Source organism: Streptococcus sp. ACS2, assembly GCF_000525585.1.
Classification (GTDB): Bacteria; Bacillota; Bacilli; order Lactobacillales; family Streptococcaceae; genus Streptococcus.
The window spans coordinates 120,884-139,524 of the sequence record NZ_JALT01000047.1 but is presented as its reverse complement, the minus strand read 5'-3'; the positions used below and the strand labels follow the sequence as shown (position 1 = coordinate 139,524).

Here is an 18,641-nt window from a genome sequence, read left to right as displayed (position 1 = left end):
GCCGTTTTCAAGCAATTCGAAGGTGAAGGCATTTGCTTCAAGAGTCTTACCTTCCAAACGTTTTGTGAAGCGGAATTGTGCTTGTGTTGCAGCAGGTGTGAATGTATTGTTGAACTCTGTATCTGATGGAAGAGTGTTTGTTGCTTTAAGAACGTGACCTTCCTTAGTGACAGTGATTGTTACTTCAGCCTTCATTGTATCGTAAGTCATACCAGCTTCTTTGTTTTCTGGGATAACTTCTTCTACAGTGTACTTGTGAGTACCAACTTGAGTATTGTCAAAGGTCAAATCATCAAAGGCTACAACACCTTCTTTAGTATTTGTCTTAGTTTGAAGAACTTTACCAGTTGAATCTTTCAATACGAAGCTAAATTCACCGGCTTTCAAGTCACGACCTGCAAGAGCTTTACTGAAGTCAAACTTAGTCTTAACTGGAGCTACAACGTAGTTGTTGAAGACTTTATCATCTGCACTTGAAGCAAATCCACCAGTACCACTGTATTTAACAGAAGCTTGCAAATCACCTTTAGAGTTTTCAGTTACAGTAACAGTCATCTTAACTGTCATACCATCGTAATCGACGTTTGTATCTGCCCCTTTAACCTCAGTGATTGTGTAAGTGTAAGTACCAACTTTATTGAAGCTTAATTTACTAAATGTAGCTTTACCGTTTTTGTTAGTTACAGTTTCTTCATATGAAGGAAGTGATTTGTTTTCATTGACTTCTTTAATCTTGAAGCTAAATTCACCATCAACAAGCACACGTCCTTCCAATTGTTTTTCAACTTCTGGAGTGACTGTTACTGGTTCTTGCTTCACGTAGTAATAAACAGGTTGTTTATACGGTGTCAAAGAGTTAAGCAAGTCAACGTTAGTACCGATACCAGTAACTCCACGTTCTAATTGCGCATTTGGAGAAAGGTGACCGATATTGTCTCCTAAGAATGGAACGAATACAGTTTTATACGGTGTATATCCAGCAGCTGTTTGGAAGTTAAATGGAACTTCTTTACCATTAGGATATTGTGTGACTGCTCCAGTTTTTGGATTAGTTTCTGTATATGGAATAGTTGTAAGAGGTGATTTCTTAACTGCTAATTCTTGCTTGTTATAATCACCTGGTTTAATTGGTTTAGTTTCTGCTAGTAACATATAACCATCAGTGCTTAATGTACCATCAGAACGTTTACTTTGTTGTTTTGGATCTAGTAAGTAAACGCGAACAACTACAGTTCCATCTTCGCCTACGATTTCTTTAATACGTTTAATCCCTGCACGCTCAGCGTCCATGAATTTCGTACCAACAGTGTAAGGACGGCTTACATAACCTGATTGATCATTTGCATCAGCTGCTTGATAAAGTTTGTATCCATCAAATTGGCGCTCTCCAGATGCTGTGAAGTTTTGACCTTCCATAGCTTTAAGAGTGTATGAAGCTAAGTCTACTTCATTACCATTTGCTTTATAATCTTGAACAGTTACATCAGTTTTATTGGCATTAAATGTTGGATTATTTTTATCAACTACTTTATAGTAAGTTGTTTTATTAACTGATACTGGAATCTTGGCATTAGTATCCGTAATCGTACGACCGTTATAAGCTGGTTCTACAACGTTGATAATATCTGTTGATGTACGAGCATCATAAACAGCATCGTATAATTTTTTTTCGTCAGGTGTAAGTTGGTGTCCTGGAGCTACTAAAGCTTGGATGCTTGCACCGACTTCATATCCGTATTGAATAAATGGTTGGTCAGTTTTACCAGGGCCAGCTCCTGTACCTGGATCGTAATCTACTTGGAAAGTTAATTCACCTTTAGAAGCAGATTGAGTAGTCGTGAATTTTTGAATACCACTAGAGGCAGTAATTGTTCTTGTTTCAACTACAGCACCAGTGTTTTTGTTGATCAATTCAACAGTTGTATCTGTTGAAGCATCAAATCTCTTGTATGCTCGAGTATAGTAGTTTGTATTGTAGCGTTCATTGAAACGAGTAAGGTCTACAATACTATAAGTGTAGACATCGCCTTCTTTAGCAGCATATCCTGATGGTACTGTTTGTGAACGAACAGTTGCACCATTTGGATCCGTCATCTCAGGTGTAGCAACTTCACCGTCTTTTAAGAAAGTTGCTACAGCAACCGGCTCGTTATTGTGGTCTGTAGCGGCACGACGATTACGACGGCTGCTTCTTGTTGCCAAAGCGCCAGCATTAGTCATATCAGTTGCAGCGCGGTCAAGCGTTGCACTACGAACTGCTGCTGCTCCTACAGAATAAAAACGTGCAGAACCACGTGTGTTAAGACTTGTAGTTGCTGCCGCAGTTTCGGCTGCTGCTGTTTCTTCAGTTACTGGAGCGGCTGTTGCTGCAGTACGATTAGCCGCTGTTGCAGCTGGAGTTGCTGCAGCGGTTGTCGCTGAAGCTGTTGTTTCAACGTTGTTGCTAGCTGCATTTGTAGATGCCGCTGTAGCTGGTTTAGCTGTTTCTGTAGCAGCTTTTTCAGTTGGTTTTGCAGTCTCTGAAGCTGGTTTAGCTGCTTCAGGTTTTGCAGTTTCTGTAGCTTGTTTGTCAGTTGTCTCTGCGGCAGCCTTATCTGTTGTTGAAGCTTCTGGCGTCAAGTTAAATGTTGACGCAGTTGCCTCAGTTGAAGATACAGCTGCAGTAGGATCTGCTTGAGCTGTTGATGCTGTTGACGTCTCAACCAGGTCTGAAGAACTCTCGCCCTCAACTGATGAACCAGGATTTGATGAAGAAGCGTCAGGCGCTGTTACTTCATCAGCCTGTGCAGTATGAGCAGCAAAGAGTGCCGTTCCTAGCAAGACTGAAGCGACACCAAACGAATATTTACGCAATGAAAATCGTTGACGTCTGTTAAAAATGTCTTTCATTTCAAGTCTCCCTCTGTATGAAATAGTTAGTTATAGGTCACGAGTATACAAGAATCCTATACTTGAACTCATGATTCTATTACATTCTAACATTCTGACAATTCATGGTCAAGTGATTAATCGATATTTTTTAAAAAAAATCAAGTTATCTGACAATTCAACCGACAACTTTCGCTCATTTTTTATCCTTACAAGTGTAAAAACCTTGATTTTATTTGTTTTATACCGTTTTCAAATTTCTATTTTATTTTCTTTTCATTCCTAACTTTCTCATAATTTTCACGGAAGATGTTAGACTTATGAGAGGATTTAACTCATTTTATTGGTTGATTTCCTCACTTTGATTCTAATTTTCACCTTCTTATTACAAACCATCCGATTCTGTAACACCCTCGATAAACCATTGATATACAATTTAATAATCCTCTTTCACGACTAAAGTCTCCCATTAGCATTTCAAAAACACTAAAAAACCCAAGTATCATAAACTTGGGTTCATAATCTTATTGGTTTCAGAGGTAAGTTCCTCTATTTTTTTCTGATATGATTGTCATTCCAAGTCTGCAATTCTTGGTAGGACTTGACTTTCCCTTCTTCCTGAGTCGGTCTAAATGCCCTAACCGGTAACTCGTAGGCATCCTGGCCTTCAGGTGCCATCCAATGGAGTAAGGTATTGAACCAGGTTTCATTGTTAATCTTGCTTGGAATGGTGTAGATCCTAGCATGTTTGGTCTTAATCGCGTCATAAGCATCCTTATGCTCTTTGGCAAAGTTGGTACTATCCATATTGAGGCTTCTGTCTTTTTCAGAAATGTAATAAAGAGCAGGCAGACTCGCAATTGGTGTTTCTCTTGGATGATATAGATCCTTACCATTAGTTGCACCCGGCCACATTTCAAGACCAAAAGGCTCTAAAGTCTTACGCATATCAACATTGGCGTAATCCAATTCCGAGTCCAAAGTATTCGAGTTAGCTGGAATATTCATTTCCTCAATCTTTTGCGTTTTGAGATTGAGGTATTTTTTATTAGAAGCAAAATCCGCTGATGACGCACCAAAAGGCATTTGTAAGTAAGCCTGCTCATTAAGCATGAAAAGCCTTAGACTTGCCTGATTTAAATAATCTTCATCCCCAGCTTTTTTAGCCAATTTCAAGAGGTCAATTTGTTTAGGTTTTTGATTTGGTTTTTCCGTGTCATACATATAGATATTAAAGTAGTCATACTTATAAAGTGTCTCACCCTTGGCATTTTTCTTACCAGATTCATCCCCCTTGTACTCCTGAGTGACTAAGTATTGACCAGCTACCCCCACAATGTTAGACATGTTTCTATCATGACCAGGATTTGGTGTCACGAGTAAAAATTCCTTATTATCTCCGAAGGTTTTCAGGGTAATTTTGAACAAGGGGTCTTCTGCATTGCTGCCGGAATAGACAGTCGTACTCGACTTACTGGATGTAGCTGAACCTTTGGTAGCCTTACTGCTACCACTCACAGCAAAAAAGATAGCCGTTCCTGCGATTATAAAAAGCAATGCCACTAAGAGACCGATAAAAACTATTTTTGTGGTCTTATCCCCCTTAGGTGTTGGTTTCTTTACAAACTTATTTTCCATAACAATCTCCATTTTTAGTATTGCTTTTAGTATAGCATAGGTGGAGACTGTTGATAAGGTGCATCGGAGGTCTAATAGGACTGGATATTTTATTTTCATTTGACAAAATCTCTCGGACAGCGTACAATCAAGGCAAGTAACATTCGGAGGTAAATGGAGACATGAACAACTAAGTCTATTCACAATAAACCTGCTTTATTTGATAGATTGTTTTCATGTCTTTTTTGCGCTCTTTTTCTATAGAAAATTTATTGGTGGTATCTGCGTTTTTTTGCATCCACACCATCACTATCTCCTAGAGAGCTTTTTAGCTAGATTCAAGGCAGTTCTATCTTATAAGGTAGGACTGTTTTTTGACCTTTGATACTGTCCATATTTTTCATGAAACAATATCTACAAGCACTCAGACCTAGGAGGTCCTATGATACAGATTCAACACCTAACCATAACACATACCAAGGATTTGCGTGAACTCGTTCATGACTTAAATCTAACGATAGCACTAGGCGAAAAAGTCGCCATTATTGGGGAGGAAGGCAATGGAAAATCTAGTCTCCTTGCCCTTCTGGTCAATCCAAAAGCACATTTTGACCATCTTTCTTACGAGGGAACTATTAACAAAACAGATAGCCCACAGGTCTATATTCCCCAGCAAATTTCGGATAGCTTGCAATCTCTAACCCTTAACGACTACTTCTTTGCGGACACTTATGACCTAGACTATGCCACCCTCTATCGTCTGGCTGATGAACTTCATTTTGATAGTGAGCGTTTTGCTAGCAGTCAGCTTATCTCCACTCTGTCAGGTGGTGAGAAACTCAAAATTCAACTCATCCGAGAATTAGCTCGTCCCCACGACATTATTTTTCTTGATGAGCCCTCAAATGATATGGACTTGACTACTATGACTTGGTTAAAAGACTTTATCAAGCACTCTGATAAAACGATCGTCTACATCTCACATGACGAGGATCTGCTAAGTCAGACAGCTGATACCATTATCCATCTGGAACTGCTTAAACGTCGTCGACAGGCAAGGACCAGTGTGGAGCACCTCGACTATGATAACTACAGCCAACAACGCACTGATAGCTACCAACAACAGATGCAGCAAGCGAAAACCGAGAAAAAAGCCTATGACAAAGCCATGGCCAAGCATCGCCGTATCAAACAAAACGTCCAAACCAGCCTACGCAATACACATGACAGCACGCAAGGACGATTGCTTGCTAAAAAGATGAAAGCAGTCCTCTCACAAGAAAAACGCTACGACCGCCTTGACCAAGATATGACACAGATGCCTGATAAAGAAGACAGTATTGAACTTTTCTTTTCTCATATTGACCCTCTACCTCAGGGGAAATATCTCCTAAATTTGGATGAAAAGCAGATAAACATCGCTCCTCACCTGACTATTGACCATCTCAAACTTTCTTTGAAAGGGCAAGAAAAAATTGGTATTGTTGGAGATAACGGCTGTGGGAAATCCACTCTCTTACACTATCTCTACCAAAAACTTAGCCAGAAGACAGACCTGACCATTGGCTACATGCCCCAACATTATGACACTATCTTGCCACTGGATTTGTCACCGATAGAGTTTTTAAGTAAGACTGGTGACAAAACTGAGAGAGAAATCATAAGTTCCCATCTCGCTAACCTCAACTTTAGTCATGATGAAATGAACCATGCAATCTCTGATTTATCTGGAGGACAGAAAGGAAAACTACTCCTACTGCACCTGGTCTTAGAAAGCCCTCAGCTCCTTATCTTAGATGAACCAACCAGAAATTTTCCCCCCACCTCACAGCCCCAAGTCCGACAGCTCTTTGATAACTATCCAGGGGCAATTCTGACAGTATCGCATGATGTCAACTACCTCAGACAAGTCTGCCAAAAGATCTATCGCCTAGACTCACACGGCTTAGAAGAAGTTGAGATTTAAGATATCGAATCTATCATTTCTTCAAGAAAAGTCTCAAAAGAAACCTTTTCATCAATGAAAAAAACTCAGGCAAAACCTGAGTTTTTTTAGTCTTAATCAATTTCAAGACCACCAGTATAGAGTCGGTAGTAAGTACCACCTTGTTCCATAAGGCTATCGTGGTCACCACGTTCAATGATTCGTCCGTGGTCCATAACCATGATAACGTCAGAGTTGACGATGGTTGAAAGACGGTGGGCAATAACGAAGACCGTACGTCCTTCCATAAGTCGGTCCATCCCCTCTTGCACCATTTTTTCGGTACGAGAGTCAATAGAGGATGTCGCTTCATCAAGGATAAGAACCGGTGCATTAGCAAGGGCAGCACGCGCAATGGCAATCAGCTGACGTTGTCCATTAGACAAGCCTGCACCATCGTCTGTCAGAACAGTGTCGTAACCATTGTCCAGATGTTGAACAAAGGAATCCACGTTAGCAATACGAGCAGCTTCAAGAATTTCTTCACGAGTCGCATCCGCACGGCCGTAGGCAATATTTTCAGCGATAGTCCCTGTGAAGAGATGGGTATCCTGAAGCACGATACCAAGTGATCGACGAAGAGAATCTTTTTCAATCAATTTAACATCAATTCCATCATAGCTAATCACGCCAGATTGGATGTCGTAGAAACGATTAATCAAGTTGGTAATTGTCGTCTTACCAGCACCTGTCGCACCAACAAAGGCAACCTTTTGCCCCTTATCCGCATAGAGGTTAACGTCGTGAAGGATTTGTTTCTTACCATCGTAAGAGAAATCAACATCTTGGAAGACCACATTTCCGACCAACTCGACCAACTCGTAGTCGCCATTTGGACGTGGGTGTTTCCAAGCCCAAAGATTGGTTTTCTTGTCTGTCACAACCATTTGACCATCTACCAATTCGTAGTTGACCAAAGTGACCTTACCTTGGTCAACTTCTTCTGCTTCATCCAAAAGGTCAAAGATACGGTCTGCACCAGCAAGTGCCATAAGGACAAAGTTAAGTTGTTGAGAAACCTGAGTAATTGGGCCATTGAAGGAACGGTTCAATTGTAGGAAGGCCATGAGACCACCAATAGTCAAGCCACCGACACCATTTAGAGCGAAGAGTCCACCAACCAGGGCAGTCAAAACAAAGGAAACATTTCCTAAGTTCCCAAGAATTGGCATGAGAACATTGGCATAGCGATTGGCTAAATATGACGATTCAAAGAGTTGTTCATTAATCTTGTCAAAGTCAGCCATGCTTTCTTCTTCGTGGACGAAGGCCTTGACTACCTTTTGACCTGACATCATTTCTTCGATAAAACCATTCTCAATCCCTAGATTCTTTTGTTGCTCACCAAAGTAACGACCTGATTTAGCTGATACATTTTTGATGACCATAAACATGATGCCTACCATGACTAGGACCACGATAAAGAGGAGAGGACTAACCGTAAGCATGGTCACAGTCACTCCGATAAGGGTAATAGTTGTTTGTAGCAACTGTGGGATAGACTGCTCAACAGCCTGACGGAGGGCATCAATGTCGTTGGTGTAGATAGACATGATATCCCCGTGTTGGTGAGTATCAAAGTAGCGAACAGGAAGCTTTTGCATGCGAGCAAAGAGCTGATTACGAAGGGAACGCAGAGAATCTTGCGAGATGGTCGCCATGAGGAGTGATGACACGTAGTTGGCAATCACACCGATAAGACAGAAGACACCCACTGAAGTCAAGAAACGTAAAAGCGGTCCAAAATCGTGGCTACCAGATTTGAGCATAGGTTGAACATAAACGTCAACCAAGGACTGAATAGAAGCCGTCAAATTGACCGTTGCCAAAGAAGCAACAACAATGAGGACAAAGGCGATAGAAAGCGAAAGTTTGTAGTCTTGCCACAAAAAGCGTAGAAGACGTGCTAGAGAGCCCCAATTAGCTTTTTTCTTATTCTGCATCTGCTACTCCTTTCCCTTGTGTTTGCATCTTGTAGACGTCACGATAAATGGCATTATTAGCCACCAAGTCGTCATGCGTACCAACAGCATCGATACGACCATCATTCATGACGATGATACGGTCGGCATCTTGGATAGATGAAATCCGTTGACCGATGATGATTTTGGTCGTGTCCTTAAGACTTGAAGCGAAGCCTTGACGAATCAAACTATCTGTCTTAGTATCAACCGCTGATGTTGAATCATCCAGAATCAAAATTTTCGGATTCATGAGAAGGGCACGTGCAATACAGAGACGTTGACGTTGTCCTCCTGAGACATTGGCTCCACCACGTTCAATCTTGGTGTCATAGCCATCCTTAAACTCTTGGATAAATTCATCAGCTTGGGCAATCTTACAAGCTTCAATGATTTCTTCATCTGTTGCCTGTTTATTCCCCCAACGCATATTTTCCTTAATGGTTCCTGAGAAAAGGACGTTGGTTTGAAGTACCATGGCAACTTGCTTACGCAAGCTATCCAAATCATAGCCCTTAACATCATGGCCGGCAACCCTAACCTGACCGGCTTCCACATCATAAAGACGAGGAATGAGCTGAACCAAGCTTGATTTACCCGAACCCGTTCCACCAAGAATACCGATAACCTCACCAGACTTAATATCAAGTGTAATATCTTTGAGGACATGGGTCTTATCACCATTTTCATCAGTGTATGAGAAATCCACATGATCAAAGCTGATAGAACCATCTGCGACTTCTGTCAAGCCATTTTCAGGTGAAACAATAGTTGCTTCAGTGCTAAGAACTTCATTGATACGCTCTACAGAGGCCATAGAGATAGACAACATGACAAAGATCATCATGAACATCATGAGGGACATGAGGATGGTCATGGTGTAGCTGAACATGGAAGTCAATTCCCCTGTAGTTAAGCTACCACCAACGATAAGATGAGCACCAAACCAGGAAATCATGAGGAATGACGCGTACATAGACAACATCATGGCTGGGTTAGACATGATAACCACACGAATGGCACGCATGAACATTTGATAGATGCGACGTGAAGCCTTCTTGAATTTGTCAGTCTCTTCCTGCTCTTTAACATAGGATTTCACCACACGCATGTTGGTGATGTTTTCCTTGATACTGTTATTGAGGTTGTCATAAGCCTCAAACACTTGAGTAAAGAGAGGGTATACAATCTTGGTAATAATGGCCAAAACCAAACCAAGGAAGATCGTTACCCCAACGAAAATCCAAGCCATTTCGCCATTAATCAGGAAACTTGCTGCAATAGCAAAAATCAGGTTAAGTGGTGCACGCACACAGACACGGATAATCATCTGATAAGAGTTCTGCACGTTGGTAACATCAGTCATCATACGTGTCACCAAACCACCAGCTGAGAACTTATCGATATTTTCAAAAGAGAAAGTTTGAACCTTTTTGAAAATGGCCTGACGTAGATTCTTGGCAAATCCAGCAGAGGCAAAAGCTGCATAGCGAGCCGACTGCATGCCGCAGAATAGTGATAGAAAGGCGCAGACCAGCATGAGGCCACCGTAGAGCCAAATGTTAGACATGTTGGATTGCTGGACACCTTTGTCCAAAAGATTAGCCATGACAAAGGGAATGGAAATCTCAAACATGACTTCTAGTGTCATAAAGACGGACGCTAGGATTGAGGGTTTCTTGTATTCCTTTATCTGGGGGATAAGGGTTTGAAACATAGTTACCTCCGTTTTTTATTCTTTTTCTTTTTTTGATATTTTTCTTAAGTGGCTTCGGACGCTAGCAGCTTCCTTCAGAATCTCATAGCTAAGTTTTGAGCCAAAGTCTCAAAACTTCCGAGTTATAGAAGTCTCTTGACTTCTATAACTATTGCCACGGCGAAAAATATCGCCTACCCTGAGCAGAGCGTGTTTCAGGCATTGATAGATATAAGCTAGTCCTGTAATCCATCACGACGAAAGCATCGCTTTTGGGTAGAGCGAGCTGTCGAATCGTGAGCAACTTCGAACAAGTGCAAATAGGTTCATGATGACCCCTACCACGGCGAAAAATATCGCCTGCCCTGAGTAGAGCATGTTTCAGGCATTGATAGATATAAGTTAGTCCTGTAATCCATCACGGTGAAAGTATCATTTTTGAGCTGAGCATACTGTCGGAAAGCTACTCTTAACGCTCATCCTTTATCTATAAAAGAACGGTTATACCCTTTTGAGAGCATACAAAAGCCCCTGAGGGCAGACCCTAGGGATGCTTTCATTCTTATATATACGTCATTAGTATAGGCTAATTTGATTTAAATTGCAAGAGAAATAACATTTTACATAAAAATCGGTGGGTATTTTACAATTTTTGCATATAATAGAGCTAAAAAGCAACTGGTTTTAAGAACTCTTATCTAAAACATTCGGAAATTCCCCTTAACCGTAGCGGAAAGTTGTTTTCTTCTCCTATTTATAATAGACTATCACTAACATTAGATGAAAAGGTGACTCTATGACTATAAATCAACTGCTTCAAAAGCTGGAGCCTACCAGCCCTATCCTTCAAGCTAACTTTGGAATTGAACGCGAAAGTCTTCGTGTCGATAGACAGGGAAAATTAGCACATACGCCTCACCCTTCTTGCCTAGGAGCTCGAAGTTTCCACCCTTATATTCAAACAGATTTTTGTGAGTTTCAGATGGAACTCATCACACCAGTTGCTAAATCTACCACTGAGGCTCGCCGATTTCTTGGAGCCATTACCGATGTAGCTGGACGTTCCATCAGTAAAGATGAACTTCTCTGGCCCTTGTCCATGCCTCCTCGTATCAAGGCCCAAGAAATCCAAGTTGCCCAACTGGAAAATGAATTTGAACGCCATTATCGTAACTACTTGGCCGAAAAATACGGAACTAAACTACAAGCCATCTCAGGTATCCACTATAATATGGAACTAGGGAAAGATTTGGTTGAGGCCCTATTCCAAGAAAGTGACCAGATTGATATAATTGCTTTCAAAAACGCCCTCTATCTTAAGCTGGCTCAGAACTATTTGCGCTATCGTTGGGTGATTACCTATCTCTTTGGTGCTGCACCTGTTGCTGAGCAAGACTTCTTCGACCAAGAAGTGCCAGAACCCGTGCGTTCCTTCCGAAACAGCGACCATGGTTATGTCAATAAGGAAGAAATCCAAGTATCTTTTGCAAACCTAGAAGACTATGTCTCTGCCATCGAAAACTATATCGAACAAGGTGATTTGATTGCAGAAAAGGAATTTTACTCGGCTGTTCGTTTCCGTGGACAAAAGGTTAATCGCTCCTTCCTTGACAAGGGAATCACCTACCTGGAATTCCGTAACTTCGACCTCAACCCCTTTGAGCGTATCGGTATTAGCCAAACTACCATGGATACCGTACACCTACTCCTTCTAGCCTTCCTCTGGATGGATGCCCCTGAAAATGTTGATCAGGCTCTGGCTCAAGCTCACGCGCTGAATGAAAAAATTGCCCTCTCTCATCCTTTAGAACCTCTACCTTCTGAAGCTGAAACTCAGAACATTACGACAGCTCTAGACCAACTGGTGCAACATTTTGGGCTTGGTGACTATCATCAAGGTCTGGTCAAACAAGTTAAAGATGCCTTTGCAGATCCTAACCAGACACTAGCAGCCCAACTCTTGCCTCATATCAAAGACAAGTCCCTTGCTGACTTTGCCCTTGACAAGGCTCTTGCCTATCATGATTACGACTGGACTGCCCACTATGCCCTTAAGGGTTATGAGGAGATGGAACTTTCTACCCAGATGCTGCTCTTTGATGCCATTCAAAAAGGGCTTCATTTTGAAATCCTAGATGAGCAAGATCAATTCCTTAAACTCTGGCATAAAGATCATGTTGAGTACGTCAAAAATGGTAACATGACCTCAAAAGACAACTATGTAGTTCCTCTTGCCATGGCTAATAAAACCGTGACCAAAAAAATCCTGGCTGATGCTGGCTTCCCTGTCCCTGCCGGCGACGAATTTACCAGTCTAGAACAAGGTCTAGCCTACTATCCTCTTATCAAGGGCAAGCAAATTGTGGTTAAACCAAAATCAACCAACTTCGGTCTGGGCATTTCCATTTTCCAAGAGCCTGCCAGCCTTGATAACTATAAGAAAGCCCTCGAGATTGCCTTTGCAGAAGATACAGCTGTTCTTGTTGAAGAATTTATCCCAGGAACCGAATACCGTTTCTTCATTCTGGACGGGCGTTGTGAGGCTGTTCTCCTTCGTGTCGCTGCTAATGTTGTCGGTGATGGCAAACACACTGTTCGTGAATTAGTCGCTCAGAAAAATGCCAACCCATTGCGAGGACGTGACCACCGCTCACCGCTGGAAATCATTGAGCTAGGAGACATCGAACAATTGATGTTGACTCAGCAAGGTTATGCACCTGATGATATTCTCCCAGAAGGGAAAAAGGTCAATCTCCGCCGTAACTCCAACATCTCTACGGGTGGTGACTCTATCGATGTCACTGAGACCATGGATTCATCCTATCAAGAATTAGCTGCAGCTATGGCGACTAACATGGGGGCCTGGGCTTGCGGGGTTGACCTCATCATTCCAGATAAAACTCAGCCTGCTAGCAAGGAAAAACCTCATTGCACTTGTATCGAGCTCAACTTCAATCCCTCTATGTATATGCACACCTATTGTGCTGAAGGTCCTGGACAAGCTATCACTCCAAAAATCCTAGACAAGCTTTTTCCAGAAGTTACCACAAGGCAAATCTAAAACCTAATTCTTAGGAACAAACAAATCACCTTTATCTCGAGATAAAGGTGATTTTGCTTTATTAACCAAACTCTCCTGCTTCTTCCTCAGGATGCGTTTCCATGTACTGGATGTGTTGTATATAGGCATCTTGAGCCTGATTGAAGGCTTCCTGATCACTATATGGATAATCTATATAAAATAGGTCCCGCCAGCCATTAAAGGTTTGGCTATTGTAAAAGCCTTGAATCTTAGTCGGAAGGAAATCCTTGTTGTAGCTGATCCGCAGCTTAAGCAAGGTCTTATCCTGAAACTGAGTGATGATACTGTTGGAGGTTTCTTGACCTTCCAGACTAGACCAAACGTTATTCAGAACGATGTCCTGACTATAGTGATTAGCCTTGATACGATTTTTGTCCACTGGGAGCTTTTGGGTGGCCTCTAAAAGGTAGGACGCCTCCCCCTGAAAATAAGCCTCAATGGTCAAATCTCCAAGACTGGAGCCATATAACAGACCATCTTTAATAGCAATATTTGACCCAAAGAGTCTCTGACCAGCCACATCAAAGGACATCCCCTCATCCTGCCCGTAGAGCTTGATGGCATAGGCATCCCTTACACGATAGAAATTTTTAGCGACAAGAACACTATCAAGGGTTTCAGTCTTTTTTGTCTCCACCTTGGGGGTTGTAGGTTTCTTGGTAAAAGCTGTCAAACCCATTAAGCACAAGATGAGAGCGAATATAATCAAGGTAAGCATTGTAGACCTGGAGGCGGTCTTCAGCTTTAACTTGACTCCATGTTTCAAGATCTTTCAAGCCTCCTTTTTTAACAATATCAGCATAGCGCCCACCGTTTAAGACATTCTTGGCATTTTTCCACTTCTTGACCATCTTGCGTCTAATCGCATTGTCAGCAGGATGACGAACGTCAAGATAGGTATGGCTATTATTGAGATAGGCTGGTAGGTCAGCATTCAAGCCCTTAGACAGCCCATAGTTAGCAGAATCAGTATCGGCAATGTCAGCACCGTCTTCAATCTTATAATGCTTAGGATTAGAGTCGATGCTACCGTCTTTCCTTTTCTTGTAGACATTCCACTCAGAGACAAATCTCCCCGTATCCATATTGACAATAAACTCAATAAAACGGGAATTGCTAACTCCGTATGGGCCCATGACACTGGTCTGAGGTAGCTGAATTTTCATGTTCTGCGGATAGGTAAAGTCTCCCAAGCTTCGATTATGGTAGGAAGCACCCGTAGTGTAATCCAAATGAATCTTCTTGTCCTTGCTGTAGGCCAGAAGTTTGTCTAAATCTGTCTTGCCCTTGTAGTTGGTCCTAATATAGTCCATGGACTGCTTATCAATCCAAGACCTAAAAAGATGGAGCTTGATACCTAAGTCATCCACCCCAAGCCCTAGATCCGTCTGATAGGTCTCCATAATAGCCTCACGGAAGTAACTATAAAAAGGACTGGTTGGCTCTAGCTTCTTGGAAAATTTATAACCTGACTTCCCTAACTGGAGGAACTGGTACTTGTCCACATAAACCTGCATGTGCTCCATAACCAAATTGAGCTTGTCATGATTAGGTAGTTGAGAAGCTTGGAAAAAGGCCGTATAGGTATCTGAGCCCACTTCCTTACTTTCTTGGTCAATATCCCGTAGAACCTTGTCTAGCTGGGTCAGAGAAGTCTTCTTCATCTTACTTCTCACCTGAGCCACATAAGCCGGCTTAATGCCCTGATCCCAGTGGTCACGAGCCATAATAGCATCTGCCTTTTGTGAAATCAAGGTCAAGCGTTTCTGATAAGACGCGTCCTCCAAGGCCAGCTTTAAAGCCTTTGATGGCGTCGCTTGAACCACAGATAAATCACCGTAGATATCAGACTTTAGGACAAGATTTACCTGCATATCATAGGAATGATTGATATGGAGAACGAGGTAAATCTTCCCGTCTTCCTTCCTAACAGACAAAGCATCGAGTTGATAAGATTGGATAACCCCAGCCTGACTAAGTGCCAGTCTATCTATATTTTCCAAAGAATCCTGATAAATATAGGAAATCTCAGGGTCTTTGACCTTCTTTACCAAAGAGTGATTGCGCTGTCGATTGAAAACCACAAGACCAAGTATGAGGATTACAGCCAGGGCACTTGCCAGATACTGTAAAATTACTTTCTTCATAGTACTTCCATTATAGCATAGGAGGACAAAATATTCTGAAAAGGATTGGCAAACGTTGAAAACAAATGAAAAAAACAGGCCGACTAAGACCTGTTTGAATGAATTGTTTATAAATCGCTCAAGCGACGATGTTTGATACTAAAATCAAAATAAGCATTTTCCTGAAGTTTGTGGAATATGTCTCTGTAGGCTTTTTCGTCAAAGTGATCGCCACGATAGAGAATCTCAAAGCTCAAACCTTCGTATTCCAAGAAGGCATTAGAAGTCTTAAAACCATTACGCTTGTAGAAATCCCAACGCGCCACACGTTGCTCAGGATTGTCATTGGGTTCATCCAAGCGCTCTACTTCCAAGACCATAGAACGAGATGGTCCATAAAAGTCCACCAGTTTATCAATAATCTCACTTCCGTAGCCATGACTCCGCATTTGAGGTACGATGGCGAAGAAGCTCACATAAAAAACTTTGGCATTGTAGAGAACTGAGGCAAATCCAACAAAATCATCCTCGTCATAAAAGGCAAAGAAATGATAATCATCACGACCATCCAATTTTAAGAAGTCACTTAATGGAATACGTTCTTCTTCTGGAAAGGCCTCGTTGTTTAAGCGCTCTACCCTATCTAATTCTGGAAACTCTTTGGTAATCAATTGGCTGCGTAAAGCCATAAATTTCCCCCCTTTTTGATGCTTATACCTATAGGTCATTATAACATCTTGATAAGCAAGTGCAAGTTTCAAGGGCTAAGATAAGTCTACTGGTAAACTCCTACTGCCGTGTATAAATGCTGCTTGGCTGTCTACGACTCCTCTCTTCTTAAAAATAAAAGACAACGACCATTTCTAGTCGTTATCTTTTTTGTGATTCATAAGCTATTGCCTATTTTTTCAATTCCCAAATTTCTTTAGCATACTCTGTGATCGTATCATCTGAAGTGAATTTGTGAGATTTAGCAATATTAGCTAAGCTCATACGTGCCCACTTGTCATGATCACGATAAAGCGCATCGATTTTCTCTTGAGCTTCTACATAAGCAGCGAAGTCTTCCAAGAGGAAGTACTCATCGTTGTGGGTGATGAGGGCTTCGTAAATTTCAGTACCTTCAGATTGAGCATTTGGAATCGTACCATTAACAAAGGTATCAACGACACGACGAATGACTGGGTTATTTTCATAAACTGCACGAGAGTAGTAATCGTGACGTGCATAGTGTTCATAAACTTCGTCCTTGTCCATACCGAAGATGACAACATTCTCATCGCCAACTTCATCCTTGATTTCAATGTTGGCACCATCAAGTGTTGCCAAGGTAATAGCACCAGTCATCATGAATTTCATGTTTGATGTACCAGATGCTTCTTTAGAAGCCAATGAGATTTGCTCAGAGACATCAGCTGCTGGAATGATAAGTTCCGCAAGACTGACACGGTAGTTTTCTAGGAAGACAACTTTAAGTTTTCCTTGAAGGCTTTCATCATTGTTAACAAGGTTGGCAACTTCGTTGATGAGCTTAATAACTGATTTTGCGAAGTGATAACCAGGAGCAGCTTTGGCACCAAAGATGAATACACGAGGTACCATGTCTTTATCTGGATTATCTTTAAGGTCCCAATAAAGTTTGATGATATGAAGAAGGTTAAGCAATTGACGTTTGTATGCGTGAAGACGTTTAACCTGCACGTCAAAGATAGCATCTGTAGACACTTCTACGCCTGTTGTTTCCTTGATGTAGTCTGCCAAACGTTGTTTAGCAGTTTTCTTAACTTGATAGAACTGGTTCAATACTTCCTTGTCATCCAAGTAGGTTGTAAGATTTTCAAGCTCATGGATGTCGTTACGCCAACCGTTACCAATCACGTCATCAATTGCCGCTGAAAGTTCTGGCGCTGCAATTTGTGTCCAACGACGTTGAACGATACCATTTGTCTTGTTATTGAATTTTTCAGGATAAATAGTATAGAAGTCGTGAAGGGTATCTTCTTTAAGAAGTTCTGTGTGGAGTTTGGCAACCCCGTTGACTGAGTGACCACCAATAATCGCCAAGTTAGCCATATGCACTTGGTTATCCTTCACGATACGAGTGCGTTCGATAACATCTGCAGCAACACCACGTCCAGCCATTTCAGCTACATAACGGTTGTCGATTTCCAAGATGATTTGGTAAACACGTGGAAGAACACGTTTGAAGAGCTGTTGATCCCATTTTTCAAGAGCTTCTTGAAGGATTGTGTGGTTAGTGTAGCTCATTGTCTTAACAGTCGCATTCCATGCATCTTCCCATGAAAGACCGTATTCATCAAGGAGGAGACGCATGAATTCAGCTGGTGCAACCGCAGGGTGAGTATCATTGATGTGAACAGATACCTTTTCGTGGATATCTTTCAATGGCAAGCCCATCTTGAGGTATGATTTGATAATGGTTTGGAGACCTGCACTTGTCATGAAGTATTCCTGAACCAAACGCAATTCTTTACCTTCAATCGTTGTATCATCTGGATAAAGAATGGCTGTAATATCTTTCACACGACGTCGAGCTTCAAGAGTAGGGTAATCCAATTCGTATTCTTCAGGAATTTCAACATCCCAAAGACGAAGGTTGTTAATCACACCATTTTGATAACCGATTTGTGGCACATCGTAAGGCACAGCACGAAGAACTTGAGCATTCTTATAAGTTGGAACAAAACGACCATCTTCGTCACTTTCAAGGACAACATCACCAAAGAGTTTTACATAGACAATATCATGGTCTTTACGCGTTTCCCAAACATTTCCTGTTGAACCAAACCAACCATCTGGTAGCTCTACTTGGTAACCATCAACAATACGTTGTTTGAAAAGTCCGTAACGGTAACGAAGACCATTACCAAAACCTGGATAACCAGTAGTTGCAAGCGAATCCATGAAGGCAGCAGCCAAACGACCAAGACCGCCGTTACCAAGTGCCATATCATGCTCAGCTTCTACTACTTCACGGAAGTCGATGTCAAGTTCTGCGAAACCTTCTTTAACAAGGTCAAGAATACCAAGGTTGAGGAGGTTAGTTTCCAACATACGACCTGGAAGAAATTCAATCGAGAAGTAGTAAGCAATCTTTTCTTGATTGTCTGAAAGTGCATGGTTACGTTCAATCCATGTATTTGTGTAATATTTACGGATCAAACCAGCCAAGGCAGTAAAAATCTCCGTTGGTGTGGCCTTAGCAACTTTAATCAACTGCTCTTGATGGAGAGTATCCTTAAAGTCACGGATGAATTGTTCTTTTGTTAAATTTTCAAGTTGCATA

10 protein-coding genes are annotated in these 18,641 nt (G+C 41.6%); 2 read left to right on the top strand and 8 right to left on the bottom strand.

From position 1 onward, the window contains the following. Both HMPREF1517_RS10035 and HMPREF1517_RS10030 read right to left on the bottom strand, forming a co-directional pair. Window positions 1-2,889, bottom strand: a 2,889-nt coding sequence (locus HMPREF1517_RS10035) for a Spy0128 family protein (protein WP_037601822.1), incomplete at its 3' end; no start/stop codon positions are given. 528 nt (window positions 2,890-3,417) lie between these two features. Next, window positions 3,418-4,506 (bottom strand): hypothetical protein, encoded by a 1,089-nt coding sequence (locus HMPREF1517_RS10030; RefSeq protein ID WP_037601819.1) that lies wholly within the window; start codon window positions 4,504-4,506, stop codon window positions 3,418-3,420. Window positions 4,507-4,927: 421 nt separating this feature from the next. Here HMPREF1517_RS10030 and HMPREF1517_RS10025 point away from each other — a divergent pair, with 421 nt between their 5' ends. Then, on the top strand, window positions 4,928-6,451 hold the full coding sequence (locus HMPREF1517_RS10025; RefSeq protein ID WP_037601816.1) for an ATP-binding cassette domain-containing protein: 1,524 nt from the start codon (window positions 4,928-4,930) through the stop codon (window positions 6,449-6,451). 92 nt (window positions 6,452-6,543) lie between these two features. Here HMPREF1517_RS10025 and HMPREF1517_RS10020 read toward each other — a convergent pair whose 3' ends face one another. Both HMPREF1517_RS10020 and HMPREF1517_RS10015 read right to left on the bottom strand, forming a co-directional pair. After that, on the bottom strand, window positions 6,544-8,412 hold the full coding sequence (locus tag HMPREF1517_RS10020) for an ABC transporter ATP-binding protein (protein WP_037601813.1): 1,869 nt from the start codon (window positions 8,410-8,412) through the stop codon (window positions 6,544-6,546). Further along, window positions 8,402-10,147 (bottom strand): ABC transporter ATP-binding protein, encoded by a 1,746-nt coding sequence (locus tag HMPREF1517_RS10015; RefSeq protein ID WP_037601811.1) that lies wholly within the window; start codon window positions 10,145-10,147, stop codon window positions 8,402-8,404. The genes HMPREF1517_RS10020 and HMPREF1517_RS10015 overlap by 11 nt, the downstream gene beginning before the upstream one ends. Window positions 10,148-10,922: 775 nt before the next feature. On the opposite strand from HMPREF1517_RS10015, the gene gshAB reads away from it, so the two are divergent. Next, a complete protein-coding gene (gene gshAB / locus HMPREF1517_RS10010) occupies window positions 10,923-13,187 on the top strand; it encodes a bifunctional glutamate--cysteine ligase GshA/glutathione synthetase GshB (protein WP_037601808.1) in 2,265 nt (754 codons plus the stop codon). 61 nt (window positions 13,188-13,248) lie between these two features. On the opposite strand, the gene HMPREF1517_RS10005 is transcribed toward gshAB, so the two are convergent. The 4 genes from HMPREF1517_RS10005 to HMPREF1517_RS09990 form a co-directional block, all read right to left on the bottom strand. Continuing rightward, window positions 13,249-13,845, bottom strand: coding sequence for a hypothetical protein (locus tag HMPREF1517_RS10005; RefSeq protein ID WP_037601806.1), 597 nt, complete (start codon window positions 13,843-13,845; stop codon window positions 13,249-13,251). Continuing rightward, entirely contained in the window at window positions 13,826-15,355 is a 1,530-nt protein-coding gene (locus HMPREF1517_RS10000) for a DUF1310 family protein (RefSeq protein WP_037601804.1), read from the bottom strand. Before HMPREF1517_RS10000 ends, HMPREF1517_RS10005 begins: the two co-directional genes overlap by 20 nt. A 107-nt stretch (window positions 15,356-15,462) precedes the next feature. After that, entirely contained in the window at window positions 15,463-16,023 is a 561-nt protein-coding gene (locus tag HMPREF1517_RS09995) for a GNAT family N-acetyltransferase (RefSeq protein ID WP_002884295.1), read from the bottom strand. Window positions 16,024-16,234: 211 nt separating this feature from the next. Further along, window positions 16,235-18,640, bottom strand: a complete 2,406-nt coding sequence (locus tag HMPREF1517_RS09990; protein ID WP_037601802.1) for a glycogen/starch/alpha-glucan phosphorylase — start codon at window positions 18,638-18,640, stop codon at window positions 16,235-16,237. Between the last annotated feature and the right edge of the window lies 1 nt (window position 18,641).